The organism is Mesorhizobium sp. P171375, assembly GCF_057786075.1.
In genome coordinates this window covers 1101612-1118388 of sequence record NZ_JBYNWF010000001.1, presented here as the reverse complement: position 1 = coordinate 1118388, position 16777 = coordinate 1101612, and the positions used below count along the sequence as shown (strand labels likewise).

Annotated in this window: 12 protein-coding genes; 10 read left to right on the top strand and 2 right to left on the bottom strand. The window is 65.0% G+C overall.

The features are described from left to right. Positions 1–29 precede the first annotated feature (29 nt). The 10 genes from ACYHH6_RS05570 to ACYHH6_RS05525 all read left to right on the top strand — a co-directional run bounded on the left by ACYHH6_RS05570 (position 30) and on the right by ACYHH6_RS05525 (position 14888). Complete coding sequence (locus tag ACYHH6_RS05570) at positions 30–431, top strand: PTS sugar transporter subunit IIA (protein WP_112559892.1); 402 nt, start codon at positions 30–32, stop codon at positions 429–431. Between the two features lie 2 nt (positions 432–433). Further along, positions 434–736 carry an HPr family phosphocarrier protein gene (locus ACYHH6_RS05565; RefSeq protein ID WP_434221253.1) on the top strand — a complete coding sequence of 101 codons (303 nt, stop codon included), beginning with the start codon at positions 434–436 and terminating at the stop codon, positions 734–736. 141 nt (positions 737–877) lie between these two features. After that, a complete protein-coding gene (gene ahcY, locus ACYHH6_RS05560; protein ID WP_192255409.1) occupies positions 878–2278 on the top strand; it encodes an adenosylhomocysteinase in 1401 nt (466 codons plus the stop codon). Between the two features lie 288 nt (positions 2279–2566). Next, positions 2567–5131 carry a sensor histidine kinase gene (locus tag ACYHH6_RS05555; RefSeq protein ID WP_352582768.1) on the top strand — a complete coding sequence of 855 codons (2565 nt, stop codon included), beginning with the start codon at positions 2567–2569 and terminating at the stop codon, positions 5129–5131. Between the two features lie 8 nt (positions 5132–5139). Further along, positions 5140–6651, top strand: a complete 1512-nt coding sequence (gene tsaE / locus ACYHH6_RS05550) for a tRNA (adenosine(37)-N6)-threonylcarbamoyltransferase complex ATPase subunit type 1 TsaE (protein ID WP_352582769.1) — start codon at positions 5140–5142, stop codon at positions 6649–6651. Between the two features lie 14 nt (positions 6652–6665). Next, a complete protein-coding gene (locus tag ACYHH6_RS05545) occupies positions 6666–7370 on the top strand; it encodes a nucleotidyltransferase family protein (protein ID WP_352583286.1) in 705 nt (234 codons plus the stop codon). Further along, positions 7367–10504, top strand: a complete 3138-nt coding sequence (addB, locus tag ACYHH6_RS05540; protein WP_352582772.1) for a double-strand break repair protein AddB — start codon at positions 7367–7369, stop codon at positions 10502–10504. The genes ACYHH6_RS05545 and addB overlap by 4 nt, the downstream gene beginning before the upstream one ends. Next, positions 10501–14022 carry a double-strand break repair helicase AddA gene (gene addA / locus ACYHH6_RS05535; protein ID WP_352582774.1) on the top strand — a complete coding sequence of 1174 codons (3522 nt, stop codon included), beginning with the start codon at positions 10501–10503 and terminating at the stop codon, positions 14020–14022. The genes addB and addA overlap by 4 nt, the downstream gene beginning before the upstream one ends. A 73-nt stretch (positions 14023–14095) precedes the next feature. Continuing rightward, positions 14096–14419 (top strand): thioredoxin, encoded by a 324-nt coding sequence (trxA, locus tag ACYHH6_RS05530; protein WP_352582776.1) that lies wholly within the window; start codon positions 14096–14098, stop codon positions 14417–14419. Positions 14420–14606: 187 nt separating this feature from the next. After that, positions 14607–14888 carry a cupin domain-containing protein gene (locus ACYHH6_RS05525; RefSeq protein WP_127289572.1) on the top strand — a complete coding sequence of 94 codons (282 nt, stop codon included), beginning with the start codon at positions 14607–14609 and terminating at the stop codon, positions 14886–14888. A gap of 10 nt (positions 14889–14898) precedes the next feature. Here ACYHH6_RS05525 and ACYHH6_RS05520 read toward each other — a convergent pair whose 3' ends face one another. After that, positions 14899–15318: a VOC family protein gene (locus ACYHH6_RS05520; protein ID WP_352582778.1), complete on the bottom strand. Its 420-nt coding sequence runs from the start codon at positions 15316–15318 to the stop codon at positions 14899–14901. Between the two features lie 26 nt (positions 15319–15344). After that, a complete protein-coding gene (locus tag ACYHH6_RS05515) occupies positions 15345–16670 on the bottom strand; it encodes a bifunctional folylpolyglutamate synthase/dihydrofolate synthase (RefSeq protein ID WP_352582780.1) in 1326 nt (441 codons plus the stop codon). Positions 16671–16777 lie beyond the last annotated feature (107 nt).

The window sequence follows — 16777 nt, the reverse complement described above, 5'->3', positions numbered from 1 at the left end:
GAAGCGGCGATGACGGGAGCCACTATAGAATGATCGGACTCGTGCTTGTAACGCACGGTCAACTGGCCGCCGAGTTCCGCCATGCCGTGGAACATGTCGTGGGGCCACAAGACAATTTCGAAACCGTGGCGATCGGCGCCGATGACGATATGGAGCAGCGGCGGAGCGATATCGTCGACGCTGTCGGCCGCGTCGACACCGGGACCGGCGTCATTGTTCTGACAGACATGTTCGGCGGCACGCCGTCCAACCTTGCCATTTCGGTGATGGAATCCGGCCGTACCGAGGTCATCGCCGGCATGAACCTGCCGATGCTGATCAAGCTGTCGTCGATCCGCAAGGGTGACAACATGGCGGCGGCGCTCGACGAGGCACAGGCCGCAGGGCGCAAATACATCAATGTCGCCAGCCAGCTCCTGAGCAGCAAATGAGCATGGCATCGGAAAAGGACCAGATAGCCAAAGATTCGATCACTAGGGAGTTTCCGATCATCAACCAGCGTGGCCTGCATGCGCGCGCCTCGGCCAAGTTCGTCCAGGTCGCCAGCGGCTTCGACGCCACCGTCCATGTCGAGAAGGACGGCCTCAAGGTCGGCGGCACCTCGATCATGGGCCTGATGATGCTGGCGGCGAGCCCCGGCTATTCGATCCGCGTCACCGCCAGCGGCGCTGAGGCCGTCGCGGTGATGGACGCGCTAGAGCAGTTGGTCGCCTCGCGCTTCGGCGAAGAGTGCTGAAAACACATACGCGCATAAAGATTTCTTTATATCCCATTGTCGTCTGAGCGGCGATCTGCTAGTCAGGCCGGCATTCCCGCGCCCTTCGACGCGCCGTGTGGCGCAGGCGCATCTGAAGACAAATCACACCGGAGCACTGCCATGACAGGTAGCAAGGACTATGTGGTCGCCGACATCTCGCTTGCCGGCTGGGGCCGCAAGGAACTCGATATCGCCGAAACCGAAATGCCGGGCCTGATGGCCTGCCGCGAGGAATTCGGCGCCAAGAAGCCGCTAAAGGGCGCGCGCATCACCGGCTCGCTGCACATGACCATCCAGACGGCCGTGCTGATCGAGACGCTGAAGGCGCTCGGCGCCGACATCCGCTGGGCCTCGTGCAACATCTTCTCGACCCAGGACCATGCCGCCGCAGCCATCGCCGAGGCCGGCATCCCGGTTTTCGCCGTCAAGGGTGAGAGCCTCGAAGAGTACTGGGACTACACCGACAAGATCTTCCAGTGGGCCGATGGTGGCCTCTCCAACATGATCCTCGACGATGGCGGCGACGCCACCATGTACATCCTGGTCGGTGCCCGCGCCGAAGCCGGCGAGGACGTTCTGTCCAACCCGCACAGCGAGGAAGAGGAGTACTTCTACGCCCAGGTGAAGAAGCGTCTGAAGGCGTCGCCCGGCTTCTTCACCAAGCAGAAGGAAGCGATCCGCGGCGTCACCGAAGAGACGACGACGGGCGTCAACCGCCTCTACCAGTTGCAGAAGAAGGGCCTGCTGCCCTTCCCGGCGATCAACGTTAACGACTCGGTCACCAAGTCGAAGTTCGACAACAAATATGGCTGCAAGGAATCGCTCGTCGACGGCATTCGCCGCGGCACCGACACCATGATGGCCGGCAAAGTCGCAGTCGTCTGCGGTTATGGCGACGTCGGCAAGGGGTCGTCGGCCTCGCTCAAGGGCGCCGGCGCCCGCGTCAAGGTCACCGAGGTCGATCCGATCTGCGCGCTGCAGGCGGCAATGGATGGCTTTGAAGTGGTCACGCTGGAAGATGCGGCCCCGACCGCCGACATCGTCATCACCACGACCGGCAACAAGGATGTCGTCACCCTCGACCACATGCGCTCGATGAAGGACATGGTGATCGTTGGCAATATCGGCCACTTCGACAATGAGATTCAGGTGGCCTCGCTGCGCAACCTGAAATGGACCAACGTCAAGCCGCAGGTCGACATGATCACTTTCCCGGACGGCAAGCGGATGATCCTTTTGTCCGAGGGACGCCTGCTCAACCTCGGCAACGCCACCGGCCATCCGAGCTTCGTGATGTCGGCCTCGTTCACCAACCAGGTGCTGGCGCAGATCGAACTCTACACAAAGCCCGGCCAGTACCAGAACCAGGTCTATGTGCTACCCAAACATCTCGACGAGAAGGTGGCGCGCCTGCATCTCGACAAGCTTGGCGCCCGCCTGACCGAACTGTCCGGCGAACAGGCCGCCTATATCGGCGTGACTCCGCAGGGTCCGTTCAAGCCGGAACACTACCGCTATTAAGCATAGCGCAAATTACCACTAGATATTGAAGCCGGGCGATTGACATTTCGCCCGGCTTCTTTTTGCGCGGAATGATTCTTCACGCCGATTCCAGCACGCGCTATTGTGGTGATTCGCGGGCCGGGGACGAGGGCCGGCTCACGCATAGAGAGCATGATCCCGAAAAGTGGGAACCGGTTTTCGGAAAAGATCATGCTCTTCAAAAAAGGAGTTAGATCGGGAGGGCGTTCTACCAACGTCATCCTGATCTAGGCGGTCTTGCATTCAGGCGGCGAAGAGGACCAAGACATGCCGGGGGAAAACCCGCCTCGCGCGGGACGGGCCGTTTCCGGCGGCCATGACGATTCCGATATCACTGGCTCCGCCATGACAGGCGGCGGCCTAAAGAAGCGCGTCGGCGCCCGCATCGCGGGCTTTCTCGCCACATCCGCGCTTGCCGGTCCGCTTACGTTGTTTGCCGCGCATGCCGAGCCATCCATTGCGCAGAATGCCGGGCTGTCGGTCAGCGCAGTCGAGGTCATCCAGCTCGCCATGTTCGTCGGCGTCATGGGCGCCGCTCTAATCTCGGCCATCTTCCTGATCCGCGAAAGAGCCCGCACCTCGGCGCAGAATGTCGAGCTCAGGGCCCGCATCGCCGATGTCAACGCGGCGCTGCAGCGTTCGGAAGCGCTGCTCAATCTGCGCGACCAGCGCATCATCGTCTGGGCTTCGGAGAACAAGAAGCCCGAGCTGATCGGAACTTTGCCGCTCGAAAGCGGCGCGCCGGAAGACCGTGCGGCTTTCCTCGCCTTCGGCCGCTGGCTGATGCCGCGCTCGGCGGCAGCGCTCGAAAATGCCGTCGCGGGCCTGCGCGAGAAAGCCAAGCCGTTCGATCTGGTCATCGAATCGCAGGCCGGGGCGCCGCTCGAAGTGCATGGCCGCAAGAGTGCCGCCCATGTGCTGGTGCGCTTCGTCTCGCTGTCGGAAACGCAGCGCAGCCAGGCCAGGCTGAAGATCGAGAACCAGCGGCTGGCCGCCGACTACGACACCATGATCGGCCTGTTCGACGCCTTGCCGATGCCGGCATGGCTGCGCGCCGCTGACGGGCGGCTGAAATGGGTCAACCGCGCCTATGCCGGCGCGGTCGAGGCATCGAGCGCCGAAACGGCGGTGCGCGAAGCCAAGGAATTCCTTGGTGGCCAGGCGCGCGAACAGATCACCGAACAACACAAATCGCACCCGGTCTTCGAGCAGACGCTGTCGACGGTGATCGAGGGCGACCGCCGCGTCTTCGCCGTCACCGACTTCGCCGGTAGCGACGGCTCGGCGGGCCTTGCCTGCGACACCAGCGCCACCGAAACCATACGCGGCGAATATGAGCGCACGGTGCGCAGCCATGCCGACACGCTCGACCAGCTCAACACGGCGGTGGCGATCTTCGATACCGACGAGAAGCTGCGCTTTTTCAACCAGGCTTTCCAGAAGCTGTGGGGGCTGGACTCTGGCTTCCTGCACAGCGCGCCGGACAATGCGCTTTTGCTCGACCGGCTGCGCAGCGAAGGCAAGATCGCCGAGCAGCCGGAATGGCGGCGCTGGAAGGAAGGCCTGCTTAACGCCTACCGCGCCGTGGAATCGCAGGAACACTGGTGGCATCTGCCCGACGGCAAGACCATCCGCGTGGTCGCCAACCCGCAGCCCAAGGGCGGCGTGACCTGGGTGTTCGAGAACCTGACCGAGAAGATGGACCTGGAAAGCCGTTACCAGACCGCCGTGCGGGTCCAGGGCGAGACGCTCGACAATCTGGCCGAGGGCGTCGCGGTGTTCGGCCCCGATGGGCGGCTGCGTCTGTCCAATCCGGCCTTTGTCGCGCTGTGGGGGCTGAGCCAGGATGTGGTCAAGCCCAACGTCCATGTATCGGCGATCCGAGACCTCAGCGACCAGCGCGCCGTCGACAGCCCGTGGGGCGGGTTCGTCGCCGCCATCACCGGTTTCGACGACGAGCGCCGCGAGCGCCACGGCCAGACCGAGCTGAAGAACGGCACCGTGCTAAGCTACGCCGTCATCCCGCTGCCCAACGGGCAGGTGATGATGACCTTCGTCGACGTCACCGACAGCGTCAATGTCGAGCGCGCCCTGAAGGACAAGAACGAGGCGCTGCAGAAATCCGACCAGCTGAAGAACGAGTTCGTGCAGCACGTTTCCTACGAGCTGCGCTCGCCGCTGACCAACATCATCGGCTTCACCGAGTTGTTGTCGCTGCCAACGACCGGGCCGCTGAGCCCCAAGCAGCGCGAATATGTCGAGCATGTCGGCTCGTCGTCTTCGGTGCTCCTCACCATCGTCAACGACATACTCGACCTCGCCACCGTCGACGCCGGCATCATGCAGCTCGACATTTCGGAGGTGAGCGTCGATCGCACCATCCAGGCCGCCGCCGAACTGGTCGCCGACCGGCTGGAAGAGCATGCAATCAAGCTCAAGATAGACGCCGCGGCCGCGCCGAAGAGTTTCCACGGCGACGAGACCCGGGTCCGCCAGATCCTCTACAATCTGTTGAGCAACGCGGCCAATTACGCGCCTGAAGCGAGCACGATCACGCTGGCCTGCCGCCATTTGGAACAAGGCGTCGAATTCTCCGTCCACGATGACGGTCCCGGCATGCCGCCGGACCTGCTCGATTCGGTGTTCCGCCGCTTCGAGCCGCGTACCAATGGCGGACGCCGGCGCGGCGCCGGGCTCGGCCTGTCGATCGTCAAGAGCTTTGTCGAGCTGCATGGCGGCAGCGTGCGCATCGAGACCGGCAAGGACCAGGGCACCACCGTCATCTGCACCTTCCCCGATGCACCGTCGGGCATCCGCGCCGCGGCCGAGTAGCGCGCTCGATGACTGTTGCTGTGCTGGAGCGTTTTCTCGCCGACGAGGCTGCGACCGCAAGGCTCGGCGAAGACCTGGCCATGGCGCTGCGGCCGGGCGATGTGCTGGCGCTCAAGGGCGATCTCGGCGCCGGCAAGTCGACGCTGGCGCGTGCTCTGATCCGGGCGCTGGCCGACGATGCCGGCCTCGACGTGCCGAGCCCGACCTTCACTTTGGTGCAAAGCTACGACACGCGCATTCCCGTCCATCATTTCGATCTCTATCGGCTGTCCTCAGCGGGCGAGATCGACGAGCTGGGTTTCGACGAAGCGCTGCTGCAAGGCGCAGCCCTGGTTGAATGGCCGGAGCGGGCCGAGGCCGCCTTACCCAAGACGTCGATCTGGATCGAACTGGTCCATCATGGAGAAGGCCGATTAGCGAACTTGTCGGGCGAAGGTGCAGCCTTCGAACGCATGGCGCGATCGCTGGCGATGCGCGACTTCCTCGCAACGGCCGGCTGGGGCGAGGCCGCGCGGCGCCATTTCGTCGGCGACGCCTCGGCGCGCTCTTACGAGATCGTCTCGCTCGCGGGCCTCGAGCCACGCGTGCTGATGAACTCGCCGCGGCTGGTGCTCGGACCGCCGGTGCGCGACGGCAAACCCTACGCGGTGATCGCCCACACCGCGCAATCGGTGACGGCCTTTGTCGCCATCGACAAGGCACTGCTGGCGCAAGGTGTCAGCGTCCCCCAGATTCACGCCGAGGATCTCGATCAGGGCTTTCTGCTGCTGGAGCATCTGGGCTCGGAAGGCTTTCTCGACGGCCAGGGCGAGCCAGTGGCCGAGCGCTATGCGGCGGCGGCCGAATTGCTGGCGATGATGCATGGCAAGGCGTGGCCGCAGCGCATGGAGGCCGTTGCGGGCATTTATCACGACGTGCCTCCCTTCGATCGCGATGCGATGCTGATCGAAGCCGACCTCTTGGTCGACTGGTATGTGCCGATGGTGACCGGCGCCCCAGCCAGCGAAGGCTTGCGCGCCGGCTATCACAAGGAATGGAACGCGGTTCTCGACCGGCTGAACACAGACGAATACACATTGATGCTGCGCGACTTCCATTCGCCCAACATCATCTGGCGCGGTGACCGCACCGGCCACGATCGTCTCGGCATCGTCGACGTCCAGGATGCGCTGCTCGGCCCGGCCGCCTACGACGTCGCGTCGCTGGCCATGGATGCCCGCGTCACCGTCTCGCCCGACATCGAGCAACACACCGTCGATGCCTATGTCGCGGCGCGTCAAGCCGCCGGCGGCTTCGACGAGTCCGCTTTCCGCGAGGCCTATGCAATTATGGCGGCGCAGCGCAATTCGAAAATCCTCGGCATTTTCGTGCGGCTCGAAAAGCGCGACGGCAAGCCCTATTATCTGAAACACCTGCCGCGCATCCGAGACTATCTCAGGCGGGCGCTGGCGCACCCGGCGCTGGCCGGGCTGAAGGAGTTCTATATGGCGCATGGCCTGCTGGAGGAACGCGCACCGTGACCTTGACCACCGCGATGGTGCTGGCAGCTGGTCTCGGCAAACGCATGCGGCCGATCACCGACACCATGCCTAAGCCGCTGGTGAGAATCGCCGGCAAGACCTTGCTCGACTGGGGGCTGGACAGTCTCGAAGCGGCCGGGGTCACCAAGGCCATCGTCAACGTGCACTATCTGCCGGACCAGATCGTCGCTCATGTCGCCGGGAGGCGAGGGCCCAAAATCGTCATTTCCGACGAGCGCGATGCGCTGCTGAATTCGGCCGGAGGCATCGTCAAGGCATTGCCGCTGCTGGGTGCCGAACCCTTCTACATCATCAATGCCGACACGTTCTGGATCGACAGCGGCCAGCCCAGCCTTGAGCGCCTTTCCCTTGCATGGGACGGCGCGAAAATGGATATTCTGCTGATGCTTACCGATCTCGACTCGGCGACCGGACACTGCGTCGGCACGGATTTCCTGATGGCGCCGGATGGCGGCCTGCGGCGCTCGAAAGGCGACCCGGCCGGGCTGATCTATGCGGGGGCGGCGATCGTTGATCCCGCCATCTTCAAGGACGCGCCAGCCGGCGCGCATTCGCTCAATGCTTATTTCGACAAGGCGATCGCCTCTGGCCGTCTGTTCGGCATGCAGATGCGGGGCCGCTGGATCACCGTCGGTACGCCCGATGCCATTCCGCAGGCGGAAGCGGCGGTCGCCGGCGCCCTCGCGAAGGTGGTATGAGCGGCGCGCGCCGCGTTCTCTCGATCCCGCCCGGAGCGCCATTCCTGCCGACTCTGGCCGAGGCCTTTCTGGCCGGACGGCTGGTGCCCAGCTTTCGTTTCGACGGCGATCCGCTGGCGCTGGCCGACGTCACCATCTATGTGCCGACACGGCGTGCGGCGCGCGCGCTGCGCGGTGCCTTTGTCGACGCGCTTTCCGGACCTGGCGTGAGCCGCCGTTCGGCGATCCTGCCGGTCATCCGCCCGCTCGGCGAGTTCGACGAGGACGAGGCCGCCTTCGACACTGGCACGCCGGCCGAGCTTGAGATGGCGCCGCCGATCGCCGCGATCGAACGCCTGCTGCTTTTGGCGCCGCTGGTGCGGGCGTGGAAGCGCACCTTGCCGGCGCATGTCCTGGCCATGTTCGACGAAGAGATCGTCGTGCCGGCCTCCGCCGCCGATGCGATCTGGCTGGCCCGCGACCTTGCCCGGCTGATGGACGAGATCGAAACCGAAGGCACGGACTGGACCAGGCTTGCCGATCTGGTGACCGGCAATCTTGCCGGCTGGTGGCTGGTGACGCTCGATTTCCTTCGCATCGTTACCGACGCCTGGCCAAAATTACTGGAGGAGCGCGACCGCTCCAACCCGGCCGCGCACCGCAATGCACTGATCCGGCGCGAGGCGAAGAGGCTCGAACGCAACCCGCCCAAAGGCCCGGTGATTGCCGCCGGCTCCACCGGCTCGATCCCGGCCACGGCCGAACTGCTTGCCGCGGTCGCCGGCCTACCCAACGGCGCCGTGGTGCTGCCCGGTCTCGATGGGATGCTGGACGAGCCGTCCTTTGCCGCGATTGCAGCACCCGGCGCTCGGCCTGCTTTGCTCGGTCATCCGCAATACGGCATGGCCAAGCTGATCGGCAAGATCGGCGTGCTGCGCGGCGATGTCGAGGAGGTCGTATCCGCCGAGCCGGCGCAGGCGCTTCGTGCCGCGCTTGTCGGCGAGGCGCTGCGGCCCGCAGAAACCACCGAATTGTGGGCGGAGACGCGCATCACCTTCAATGCCGGCGACATCACTGACGCCTTCGCCGACGTGACGCTGGTGGAAGCTGCCAGCGAACGCGACGAGGCGGTGGCAATCGCCATCGCGCTGAAGACAGCCGTCGAGCAGCCGGGACAGCGAGCGGCCCTTGTCACCGGCGACCGGGCGCTGGCGCGACGCGTCTCGGCCGAGCTTCTGCGCTTTGGCGTCATCGCCGACGATTCCGGCGGCACGCCGCTCGCTAACACGCCGGCTGCCAGCCTGCTGCGGCTAACGCTGCAAGCCCTGTTCCGGCCCGGCGACCCCGTCGGCCTGCTGTCGCTGCTCAAGCATCCGCTGCTTGGGCTCGGCCTGGAGCGGGCCGTCGTGCGCCATGCCGCCGAGCTCATCGAACTGGTGGCGCTGCGCGGCGGCACCGGCCGTCCCGACATCGCCTCGCTGCCGGCGCTGTTTGAGGACCGCCTTGCCGGCCTGAGCAGCGACAGGCGCCAGCCCTTCTGGTTTTCGCGCCTGACCGTGCGCGGTGTCGAGGAGGCTCGCGATCTGTTGGGCCGGCTTGCGACGGCGCTGGCGCCGCTGACCACTTTTCGCGGCGAAGAGAATGCCGATCTCGTCGCGCTGACCAAGGCGAGCGTCGCCGCGCTGGAAAATCTCGGCCGCACGGCGGACGGCAGCCTTGCCGAACTCTACGCTGGTGATGCCGGCGAGAAGCTTGCCGAACTGCTGCGCGGCGTGGTCGCGGCCTCGGCGTCGTTCGACTTCGCTGCCGACGAATGGCCCGATGTGATGGACGCGCTGATAGCACCGGAAACAGTCAAGCCGGGGCAAGGCACCGACCGCAACATCGCCATCTGGGGCGCGCTTGAAGCAAGGCTGCAAAGCGTCGACACGCTGGTCATTGGCGGGTTGAACGAGGGCGTGTGGCCGCGCAAGCCGGAGAGCGACCGCTTCATGTCGCGGCTGATGAAGACCGGCATCGACCTCGAGCCCCCGGAGCGGCGCATCGGCCTTGCCGCTCACGATTTCCAGATGGCGATGGGGGCAAAGAAGGTGGTGCTGACGCGCTCGGCCCGCGCAGGCGACGCACCTGCCGTGCCGTCGCGGTGGCTGCAGCGCATACTCACCTTCATCGGCAACGACCCCGCGACCGCGCCGCACCAGCGCGGCGATGAATTGCTGGCCTGGGCCCGCGCGCTGGACGCCGGCGAGCGGCAACATTTCGCGCCACGGCCGCAGCCGAAGCCGCCGCTGGCAATGCGGCCCACCCACTTCTCGGTCACCGAGATCGAGACGCTGCGGCGTGACCCCTATGCGGTCTATGCAAGGCGCATTCTCGGCTTGCTGCCACTGGAACCGGTGATCCGCGATCCAGGTGCGGCCGAGCGCGGTACGCTGTTTCACGACATATTGCACCTGTTCTCGACTGAGGTTGCCGATCCGCGCGCGCCGGAAGCCCTGGAACGCCTTATCGCCGCCGGCGGCAGATGCTTTGCCGATATAGCGCTTCCCGCCGATGTCGAGGCGGTGTGGTGGCCGCGTTTCGAAAAGCTTGCCGCCAATATCATCGAATGGGAGCGTGGCCGGGCTCCCGCCGTCGCGCGGCGGCATGCCGAGGAGCGGGCAGAAAAAACCGCTGTCGGCCGTACCGGGGTGACGCTGTCAGGCTATGCCGACCGTGTTGATTTGCTGGCCGGCGGCATGGCCGACATTTTGGACTACAAGACCGGCTCTTCGCCATCCAAGGCGCAAGCGCACACGCTGCTGGCGCCGCAGCTGGCGCTGGAAGGCGCACTGCTCCGGCGCGGCGCCTTCAAGGGGCTTGGCGCGCGCGAACCCTCGCAACTTGCCTTCGTGCGGCTGAAGCCGAATGGCGAAGTGTTCGAGGAATCCATCCTCGACTACAACCGCCAGCCCAGGACCGCCGAAGACCTCGCCGAAGAAGCCTGGGCGCGGCTGGAAAAGCTGCTTGTCCATTATGCCGACCCAACGACCGGCTACTTGTCGCGGGCGCTGCCGTTTCGCGAGGGCGAGAGCGACGGCGACTACGACCATCTGGCGCGCGTGCTCGAATGGTCGGCCGGCGGCGACAGCGACGACGAGGCGGGGGAGGCATGAAGAAGGCCTATCCCATCCCAACCGAGACCGCCGCCAGTCAGGCGCGCGCCTCCGACCCGAAGAATTCGGCCTGGGTATCGGCCAATGCCGGCTCCGGCAAAACGCATGTGCTGGCCCAGCGCGTCATCCGGCTGCTGCTCAACGGCACCGATCCGTCGAAGATCCTGTGCCTGACCTATACGCGGGCCGCCGCCGCCAATATGTCGAACCGGGTGTTCTCGACGCTCTCGGAATGGACGGCGCTTGGTGATGTCGAGCTTGCCGCCAAGATCACCGCGCTGGACGATCGCCGACCCGACGGCGACACCATGCGCCGGGCGCGCCGGCTGTTTGCCGAGGCGCTGGAGACGCCGGGTGGGCTAAAAATCCAGACCATCCACGCCTTTTGCGAATCGGTGCTGCACCAGTTCCCGCTGGAGGCCAACATCCCGGCGCATTTCGAAATGCTCGATCCGCAGATGGAGGCCTCGCTGTTCGCCGCCGCGCGCCGCGACATGATTTCCGGCACTTCTGCCGGCGACGCCGGACTGGCCGAGGCCTTCGCCACCGTGCTGGAACGCGGCGGCGAACACGGGCTCGACGCGCTGCTTTCCGAAATCGTGCGCAAGCGCGACGGCCTGCGCGGCTTCATCGACGCGGTCGGGCGCGACGGCGCCGGCTTTCAGGCTCTGTTCGAGGAATTCCATTTCCGTCCCGGACAGAGCGCCGAAGACATAGCGGCATCGGTGTGGCCGCTGCCGGGTTTCCTGCCTGATTTCTTTGCCGTGTTCGCCAGCGCAGCCGAAGCCGTCGATGCCCGCACTGTTCTCAACAATCTTCTGCCTTATGCCCGTCAGGCCTTCGTGGAGACCGATCCGATCCGCCGGTTGCAGATGCTGGGCAAAGCCTTCCTCAAGGCGGATGGCGACCCCTATGATCCCGCCAAGGCATTCAAGAAGGCGCTGCTTGACCGGCTGCCCGACCTACCCGAGCGCTATCTCGCCGCCGTCAAGGCGATCACAGAGGTTTCCGACCGGCTGGCGCTGTTCCGGATGCTGGAAGGCACGGTTGCGGCGCTGACCATCGCCGACTGGCTGATCGTGCGATACGAGCGCCTGAAGCGCGGCCGCAGCTTCCTCGACTTCAACGATCTCATCACCCGCACCGTCAATCTTCTGGCGCGGCCGGACGCTGGGCCGTGGGTGCAGTACAAGCTCGACCAGGGCATCGACCATATCCTGCTCGATGAGGCGCAGGACACCAGCCCCGACCAGTGGGAGGTGGTGAAGCGGCTGGCGGAAGAGTTTTTCGCCGGCCATGGCCAGCGCGGTACGGCCAATCGCACGGTGTTTGCCGTCGGTGACGAAAAGCAATCGATCTATTCGTTCCAGGGCGCCGCGCCGGATTCCTTTGCCGACAGCCGGCTGTTGTTTGCCGGGCGCGTGCGCGATGCCGAGGCTTCGTTTGCCGACCTCAAGCTGACCTGGTCGTTCCGTTCGACCGACGATGTGCTGGCCGCCGTCGACCGTGTCTTTGCCGATCCGGGTGTGCGGCGCGGCATCAGCCACGACCCCGATCCGCTCGACCACAAGGCGATCCGCAACGATGCGCCGGGCTATGTCGAGGTCTGGCCATCGCTTGGCGCCGATGCGGTCGAGGAACCCGACGACTGGACACTGCCGGTCAACCACGCCAGCGCACCGGCGGTGCGCGTTGCCGAACATGTGGCGGCGACGATCCAGGCCTGGCTTAGGGATCGCGAGATCATCGAAGGCAAGGGCCGCAGGCTGCGGGCCGGCGACATTCTGGTGCTGGTGCGCAAGCGCGACCGCTTCGTGCACGCGCTGTCGCGGGCGCTGAAGGACCGTGACATTCCTGTCGCCGGCGCCGACCGGCTGAGCCTGCCCGGCCATATTGCGGTGAAGGATCTGATCGCGCTCGGCCATTTCCTCATCCAGCCGCAGGATGATCTTTCGCTTGCCGCCGTTCTGCGCAGCCCGATCTTCGACGTGTCGGAAGAGACGCTGTTTGCGCTTGGCGCGGGAAGGCCGGCCACGACATCGCTGATAACGTCACTGCGACAGCATGCCGGCGACAGTGCCGCGCTGGCCGCTATCGTCACCCGGCTCGACGGCTGGGCCAATGAGGCGGCGTTCCGGCCGGTGTTCGAATTCTACGCCGGCGTGCTGGCGCGCGACAGCCTGCGCAAGAAGATGATCGCCCGGCTTGGACCGGAGGCCGGCGATATTCTGGACGAGTTCCTGAGCTTCTGCCTGGCCGAGGAACGCACTGGCCTGCCGGGGCTGGAGGCCTTCCTGGCGACGCTGGAAAACACCGGCCCGGAGATCAAGCGCGAAATGGACCAGACGCGCGACGAGGTCCGCGTCATGACCGTGCATGCCGCCAAGGGCTTGGAAGCGCCTGTCGTCTTCCTCGTCGATGGCGGATCGGCGCCGTTCAGCGACCAGCATCTGCCTCGGCTGATGCCGTTCGAGGGTTCGGGCCGCAACTTTGACGGCAAGGGCTATCTCTGGCGCTCGGCAAGCGATGTCGCCAACGGTTTCTCCCGGGCGGCCTCGGCGCGGGCGCGGGAACTCGCCGACGACGAATATCGCCGGCTGCTCTATGTCGGCATGACGCGCGCCGAGGACCGGCTGATCGTCTGCGGCTATCACGGCAAGCGTTCGCCCAGCACAGGCACCTGGCATTCGATCGTCAGCCGCGCACTGACCGGCGCGCCGGAAAGCACGGAGCGCCGCCACCCCGCCAGCGGTGAGCCGGTGCACCGCTTTGTCATGACCAAGCTGCCGCCAGTGGCGGCGGCAGCCACCGACGAGGCGCGGCTGCCGCAACCGCTTCTGCCGTTCTTGCCGGCAAACCTGTTTCGCCCTTTGCCGCCATACGAAGAGCTGCCGCGCCCGCTTTCGCCCTCCGGCGCCTCGGCCCTGATCGACGAGGGTAAGGAGGCTGTCGTCGATACGCGCTCGCCAGTGTTGGACAGTGAGGCGGAGCCCGGTTTTGCGGTGATGCGCGGGCTGACGATGCACAAATTGCTGCAGATGCTGCCCGGCTTTGCCGAGGACGAACGGCAAGGTCTGGCGAGGCAATATCTAAGCCGTGCCGGTGCCGACTGGACCGAAGCCGAGCGCAACAAGGCGCTGGCCTCGGTGATGGCGATCCTTGGGGATGCACGCTTTGCCGAGTTGTTCTCGCCCAGTTCCCGCGCGGAGGTCGCTGTTATGGGCAGCCTTGAGGTGAAAGGCAGACTGCGTTCGATCTCCGGCAAGATCGACCGGCTGGCGGTGACGCCGCAAAAAGTGTCGATCGTCGACTACAAGACCAACCGGCCGGCGCCGGCAGGCCTAGCCCAGGTGCCGCCGGCCTATATCCTGCAGCTGGCGCTCTATCGCGCGCTGCTGAAGCCGCTTTATCCCGGCCGCGACGTGACGGCGGCTCTGCTGTTTACCGAGGTGCCAAGGCTGATCGAACTGCCGGCTGAGGCCATGGACGACGCCCTTGCCCGACTCACGGGAGCGTGACACAAGTTCTGCTTGAAGAAGGGCTGCTCAACCACCACATTTGGTGCGAGATAAATTTCGAAAGGATTTTCGTATGGCCACCGTCAAGGTCGACAAGAGCAATTTCCAGGCCGATGTGCTCAACGCCTCGCAGCCCGTCGTGGTGGATTTCTGGGCGGAGTGGTGCGGCCCGTGCAAGATGATCGGTCCGTCGCTGGAAGAGATCGCCAATGAGCTCGGCGACAAGATCAAGATCGCCAAGCTGAACATCGACGAGAACCCCGAGCTTGCCGCGCAGTTCGGCGTGCGCTCGATCCCGACGCTGATGATCTTCAAGGGCGGCGAAGTGGCCGATATGAAGGTTGGCGCCGCGCCGAAGACCGCGCTGTCGCACTGGATCAATGGCAGCCTCGTTTGAGCTTTTTTAGGCAATCCCGGACAGAAAACCGCTTCACACTTTTCTTGGAATTGCCCTAGCAGAACTCCCGATATCGAAGCCCGGCCTTCACGCCGGGCTTTTTCTTTGGCGTCATCGCACGACCTCTCTGGCCCTCGCGCCGGCGCACTCCATGTCATCTGCTTGAGGCAGGACAGGGAGAGACAGAATGACCGGATCCGCCAAGGCCACCGTCTTCATCGACAATGAACGCGTCATCGTCACCGAATACCGCTTCCAGCCCGGCGACAACACCGGCTGGCACCGGCATGGCCACGACTATGTCGTGGTGCCGCTGATGGACGGCAAGGTGAAGCTGGTGACCAAGGACGGCGAGAGCTTCGCCGAGATGAAGAAGGGTGCGCCCTACTTCCGCAAGGAGGGCGTCGAGCACGACGTCATCAGCGCCAATGAGGGCGAATACGCCTTCATCGAGATCGAGTTGAAATAGGCCGACGCAATCACCAGTCGGCGATTCGGTCGCCGCCGGTGAATTGCGCGCTTTTTTCGGTGTATTCGAACAGCTCGATCTTCACGCCGTTGGGATCGCGGATCCAGGCCTGAAACGTGTCGTCGCAGGCGTGCTTCTTGGCCGTAACGTCGACGCCCTTCGATTTGATGTGGGCGATCGCCGCGTCGATGTTTTCCACCTCAAGGCAAAAGTGGTTGATCTGGTTCTGCTCGCTGTAGCTGGTCTCGCCCTTCTGGAAGACCTCGACATGGCTGCGGCCGCCGCAATTGAGGTAGAAGCCGAACACTTTGCCGTCGCGCAGGAAGTTGAACTGGGTGTCGAGGCCGAGCACGTCGCGGTAGAAGGCCCGCGTCGCTTCCAGATCATGCGCGAAGATGCAGACGTGGGCGAGCTGCTTGACCTTGATCATGACTGGCTCCTCGCAGTGAAATGGCTTCAGGTCGGCGGCGTGCCGTTCTCGGCCAGAACCGCGCCGGCGAGATACAAGGAACCGCCGATCAGAATGCGCGGCGCCGGTCCATCCCAGGTGTCGCGCAGCAGCATCAGCGCGCTGGCGACGGAGCTGACCGGCTCGGCGGTGAGACCGGCTTCCGTCGCGCGGACCGCCAGCTCGTCATTGGGCACGCCGGCGTCGCTCAGGCTAACCGGCACCGTGTAGACGTGGCGGACCAGACCCTTGAAGGCGTGAAAATAGCCGCTCTGGTCCTTCGTGTTGATCATGCCGGCAATCAGGAACAGCGGCCGCGGGTTCTTTTCCTCCTGCTCGGCCAGCGCCTCGGCAATGACCATGCCGGCGCCCGGATTGTGGCCGCCGTCGAGCCAGATGTCGGCGCCCTGGGGCGCCAACTCCGCCAGTCTGCCCTGCGCCAGCTTCTGCATGCGGCCCGGCCAGGCGACTTTGGCCATAGCCTTCTCCGTGGCGCGGTGGCTAATCTCGAAGCCGGCGGCCTTGACCGCGGCAATCGCTGCCGCCGCATTGGCGAACTGGTGGCGCCCGGGCAGGCGCGGCGGCGGCAGGTCCATCAGGCCGTCCTCGTCCTGGTAGACCATGCGGCCGTTTTCCTCGAAAGCGAGGAAATCCTGTCCATAGACGAAGGTCGGGCAATCCAGCCGCTCGGCGGTTTCGATCAGCACCTGCAGCGCCGTCTCGCTCTCCTGCGCGCCGATCACAACCGGGCAGCCGCGCTTCATGATGCCGGCCTTTTCGGCGGCGATCAGTTCGACGCGGTCGCCGAGATAGGCTTCGTGGTCCATCGACACAGGCATGATCACAGACACGGCCGGCCGGGCGACGACATTGGTGGCGTCGAAGCGGCCGCCAAGGCCGACCTCGATGATGGCCGCAGCGGCCGGGTGCTCGGAAAACAGGATGAAGGTGACGGCGGTGAGTATCTCGAAGACGGTGATCTTCTGGCCCTCATTGGCCCGGGCGACGCGGGCAATGGCTTCGGCGAAGGTCTCGTCATCGACCAGCCTGCCGCCGCCTTCGGCCGCCAACCGATAGCGCTCGGCCCAGTTCACCAGATGCGGCGAGGTGTGGACATGGACGAGATGGCCGCCGGCTTCGAGCAGCGCGCGCGAAAAGGCCGCGCACGAACCCTTGCCGTTGGTGCCGGCGATGTGGATGACCGGCGGCAGCCGGTCCTGCGGATTGCCGAGACGTTCGAGCAGCCGGGTGATGCGGTCGAGCGAAAGGTCGAAGCCTTTCGGATGCAGCGCCATCAAGGCGTCGATTTCGCGGTCGGCGGCAAGTGTGGTCATAGGGGAATCCTAGCGCATGACCCCGAAAACCGGAATCGGTTTTCGGAAAGGATCATGCGCAATAAAATACTGCGCGAAACATCGCGCGCAATCGCTGATAGCGGCCA

Coding starts and splice junctions, on each gene's coding strand:
- ACYHH6_RS05570 (WP_112559892.1), top strand. CDS start 30: ATGATCGGACTCGTGCTTGTAACGCACGGTCAACTGGCCGCCGAGTTC.
- ACYHH6_RS05565 (WP_434221253.1), top strand. CDS start 434: ATGGCATCGGAAAAGGACCAGATAGCCAAAGATTCGATCACTAGGGAG.
- ahcY (WP_192255409.1), top strand. CDS start 878: ATGACAGGTAGCAAGGACTATGTGGTCGCCGACATCTCGCTTGCCGGC.
- ACYHH6_RS05555 (WP_352582768.1), top strand. CDS start 2,567: ATGCCGGGGGAAAACCCGCCTCGCGCGGGACGGGCCGTTTCCGGCGGC.
- tsaE (WP_352582769.1), top strand. CDS start 5,140: ATGACTGTTGCTGTGCTGGAGCGTTTTCTCGCCGACGAGGCTGCGACC.
- ACYHH6_RS05545 (WP_352583286.1), top strand. CDS start 6,666: ATGGTGCTGGCAGCTGGTCTCGGCAAACGCATGCGGCCGATCACCGAC.
- addB (WP_352582772.1), top strand. CDS start 7,367: ATGAGCGGCGCGCGCCGCGTTCTCTCGATCCCGCCCGGAGCGCCATTC.
- addA (WP_352582774.1), top strand. CDS start 10,501: ATGAAGAAGGCCTATCCCATCCCAACCGAGACCGCCGCCAGTCAGGCG.
- trxA (WP_352582776.1), top strand. CDS start 14,096: ATGGCCACCGTCAAGGTCGACAAGAGCAATTTCCAGGCCGATGTGCTC.
- ACYHH6_RS05525 (WP_127289572.1), top strand. CDS start 14,607: ATGACCGGATCCGCCAAGGCCACCGTCTTCATCGACAATGAACGCGTC.
- ACYHH6_RS05520 (WP_352582778.1), bottom strand. CDS start 15,318: ATGATCAAGGTCAAGCAGCTCGCCCACGTCTGCATCTTCGCGCATGAT.
- ACYHH6_RS05515 (WP_352582780.1), bottom strand. CDS start 16,670: ATGACCACACTTGCCGCCGACCGCGAAATCGACGCCTTGATGGCGCTG.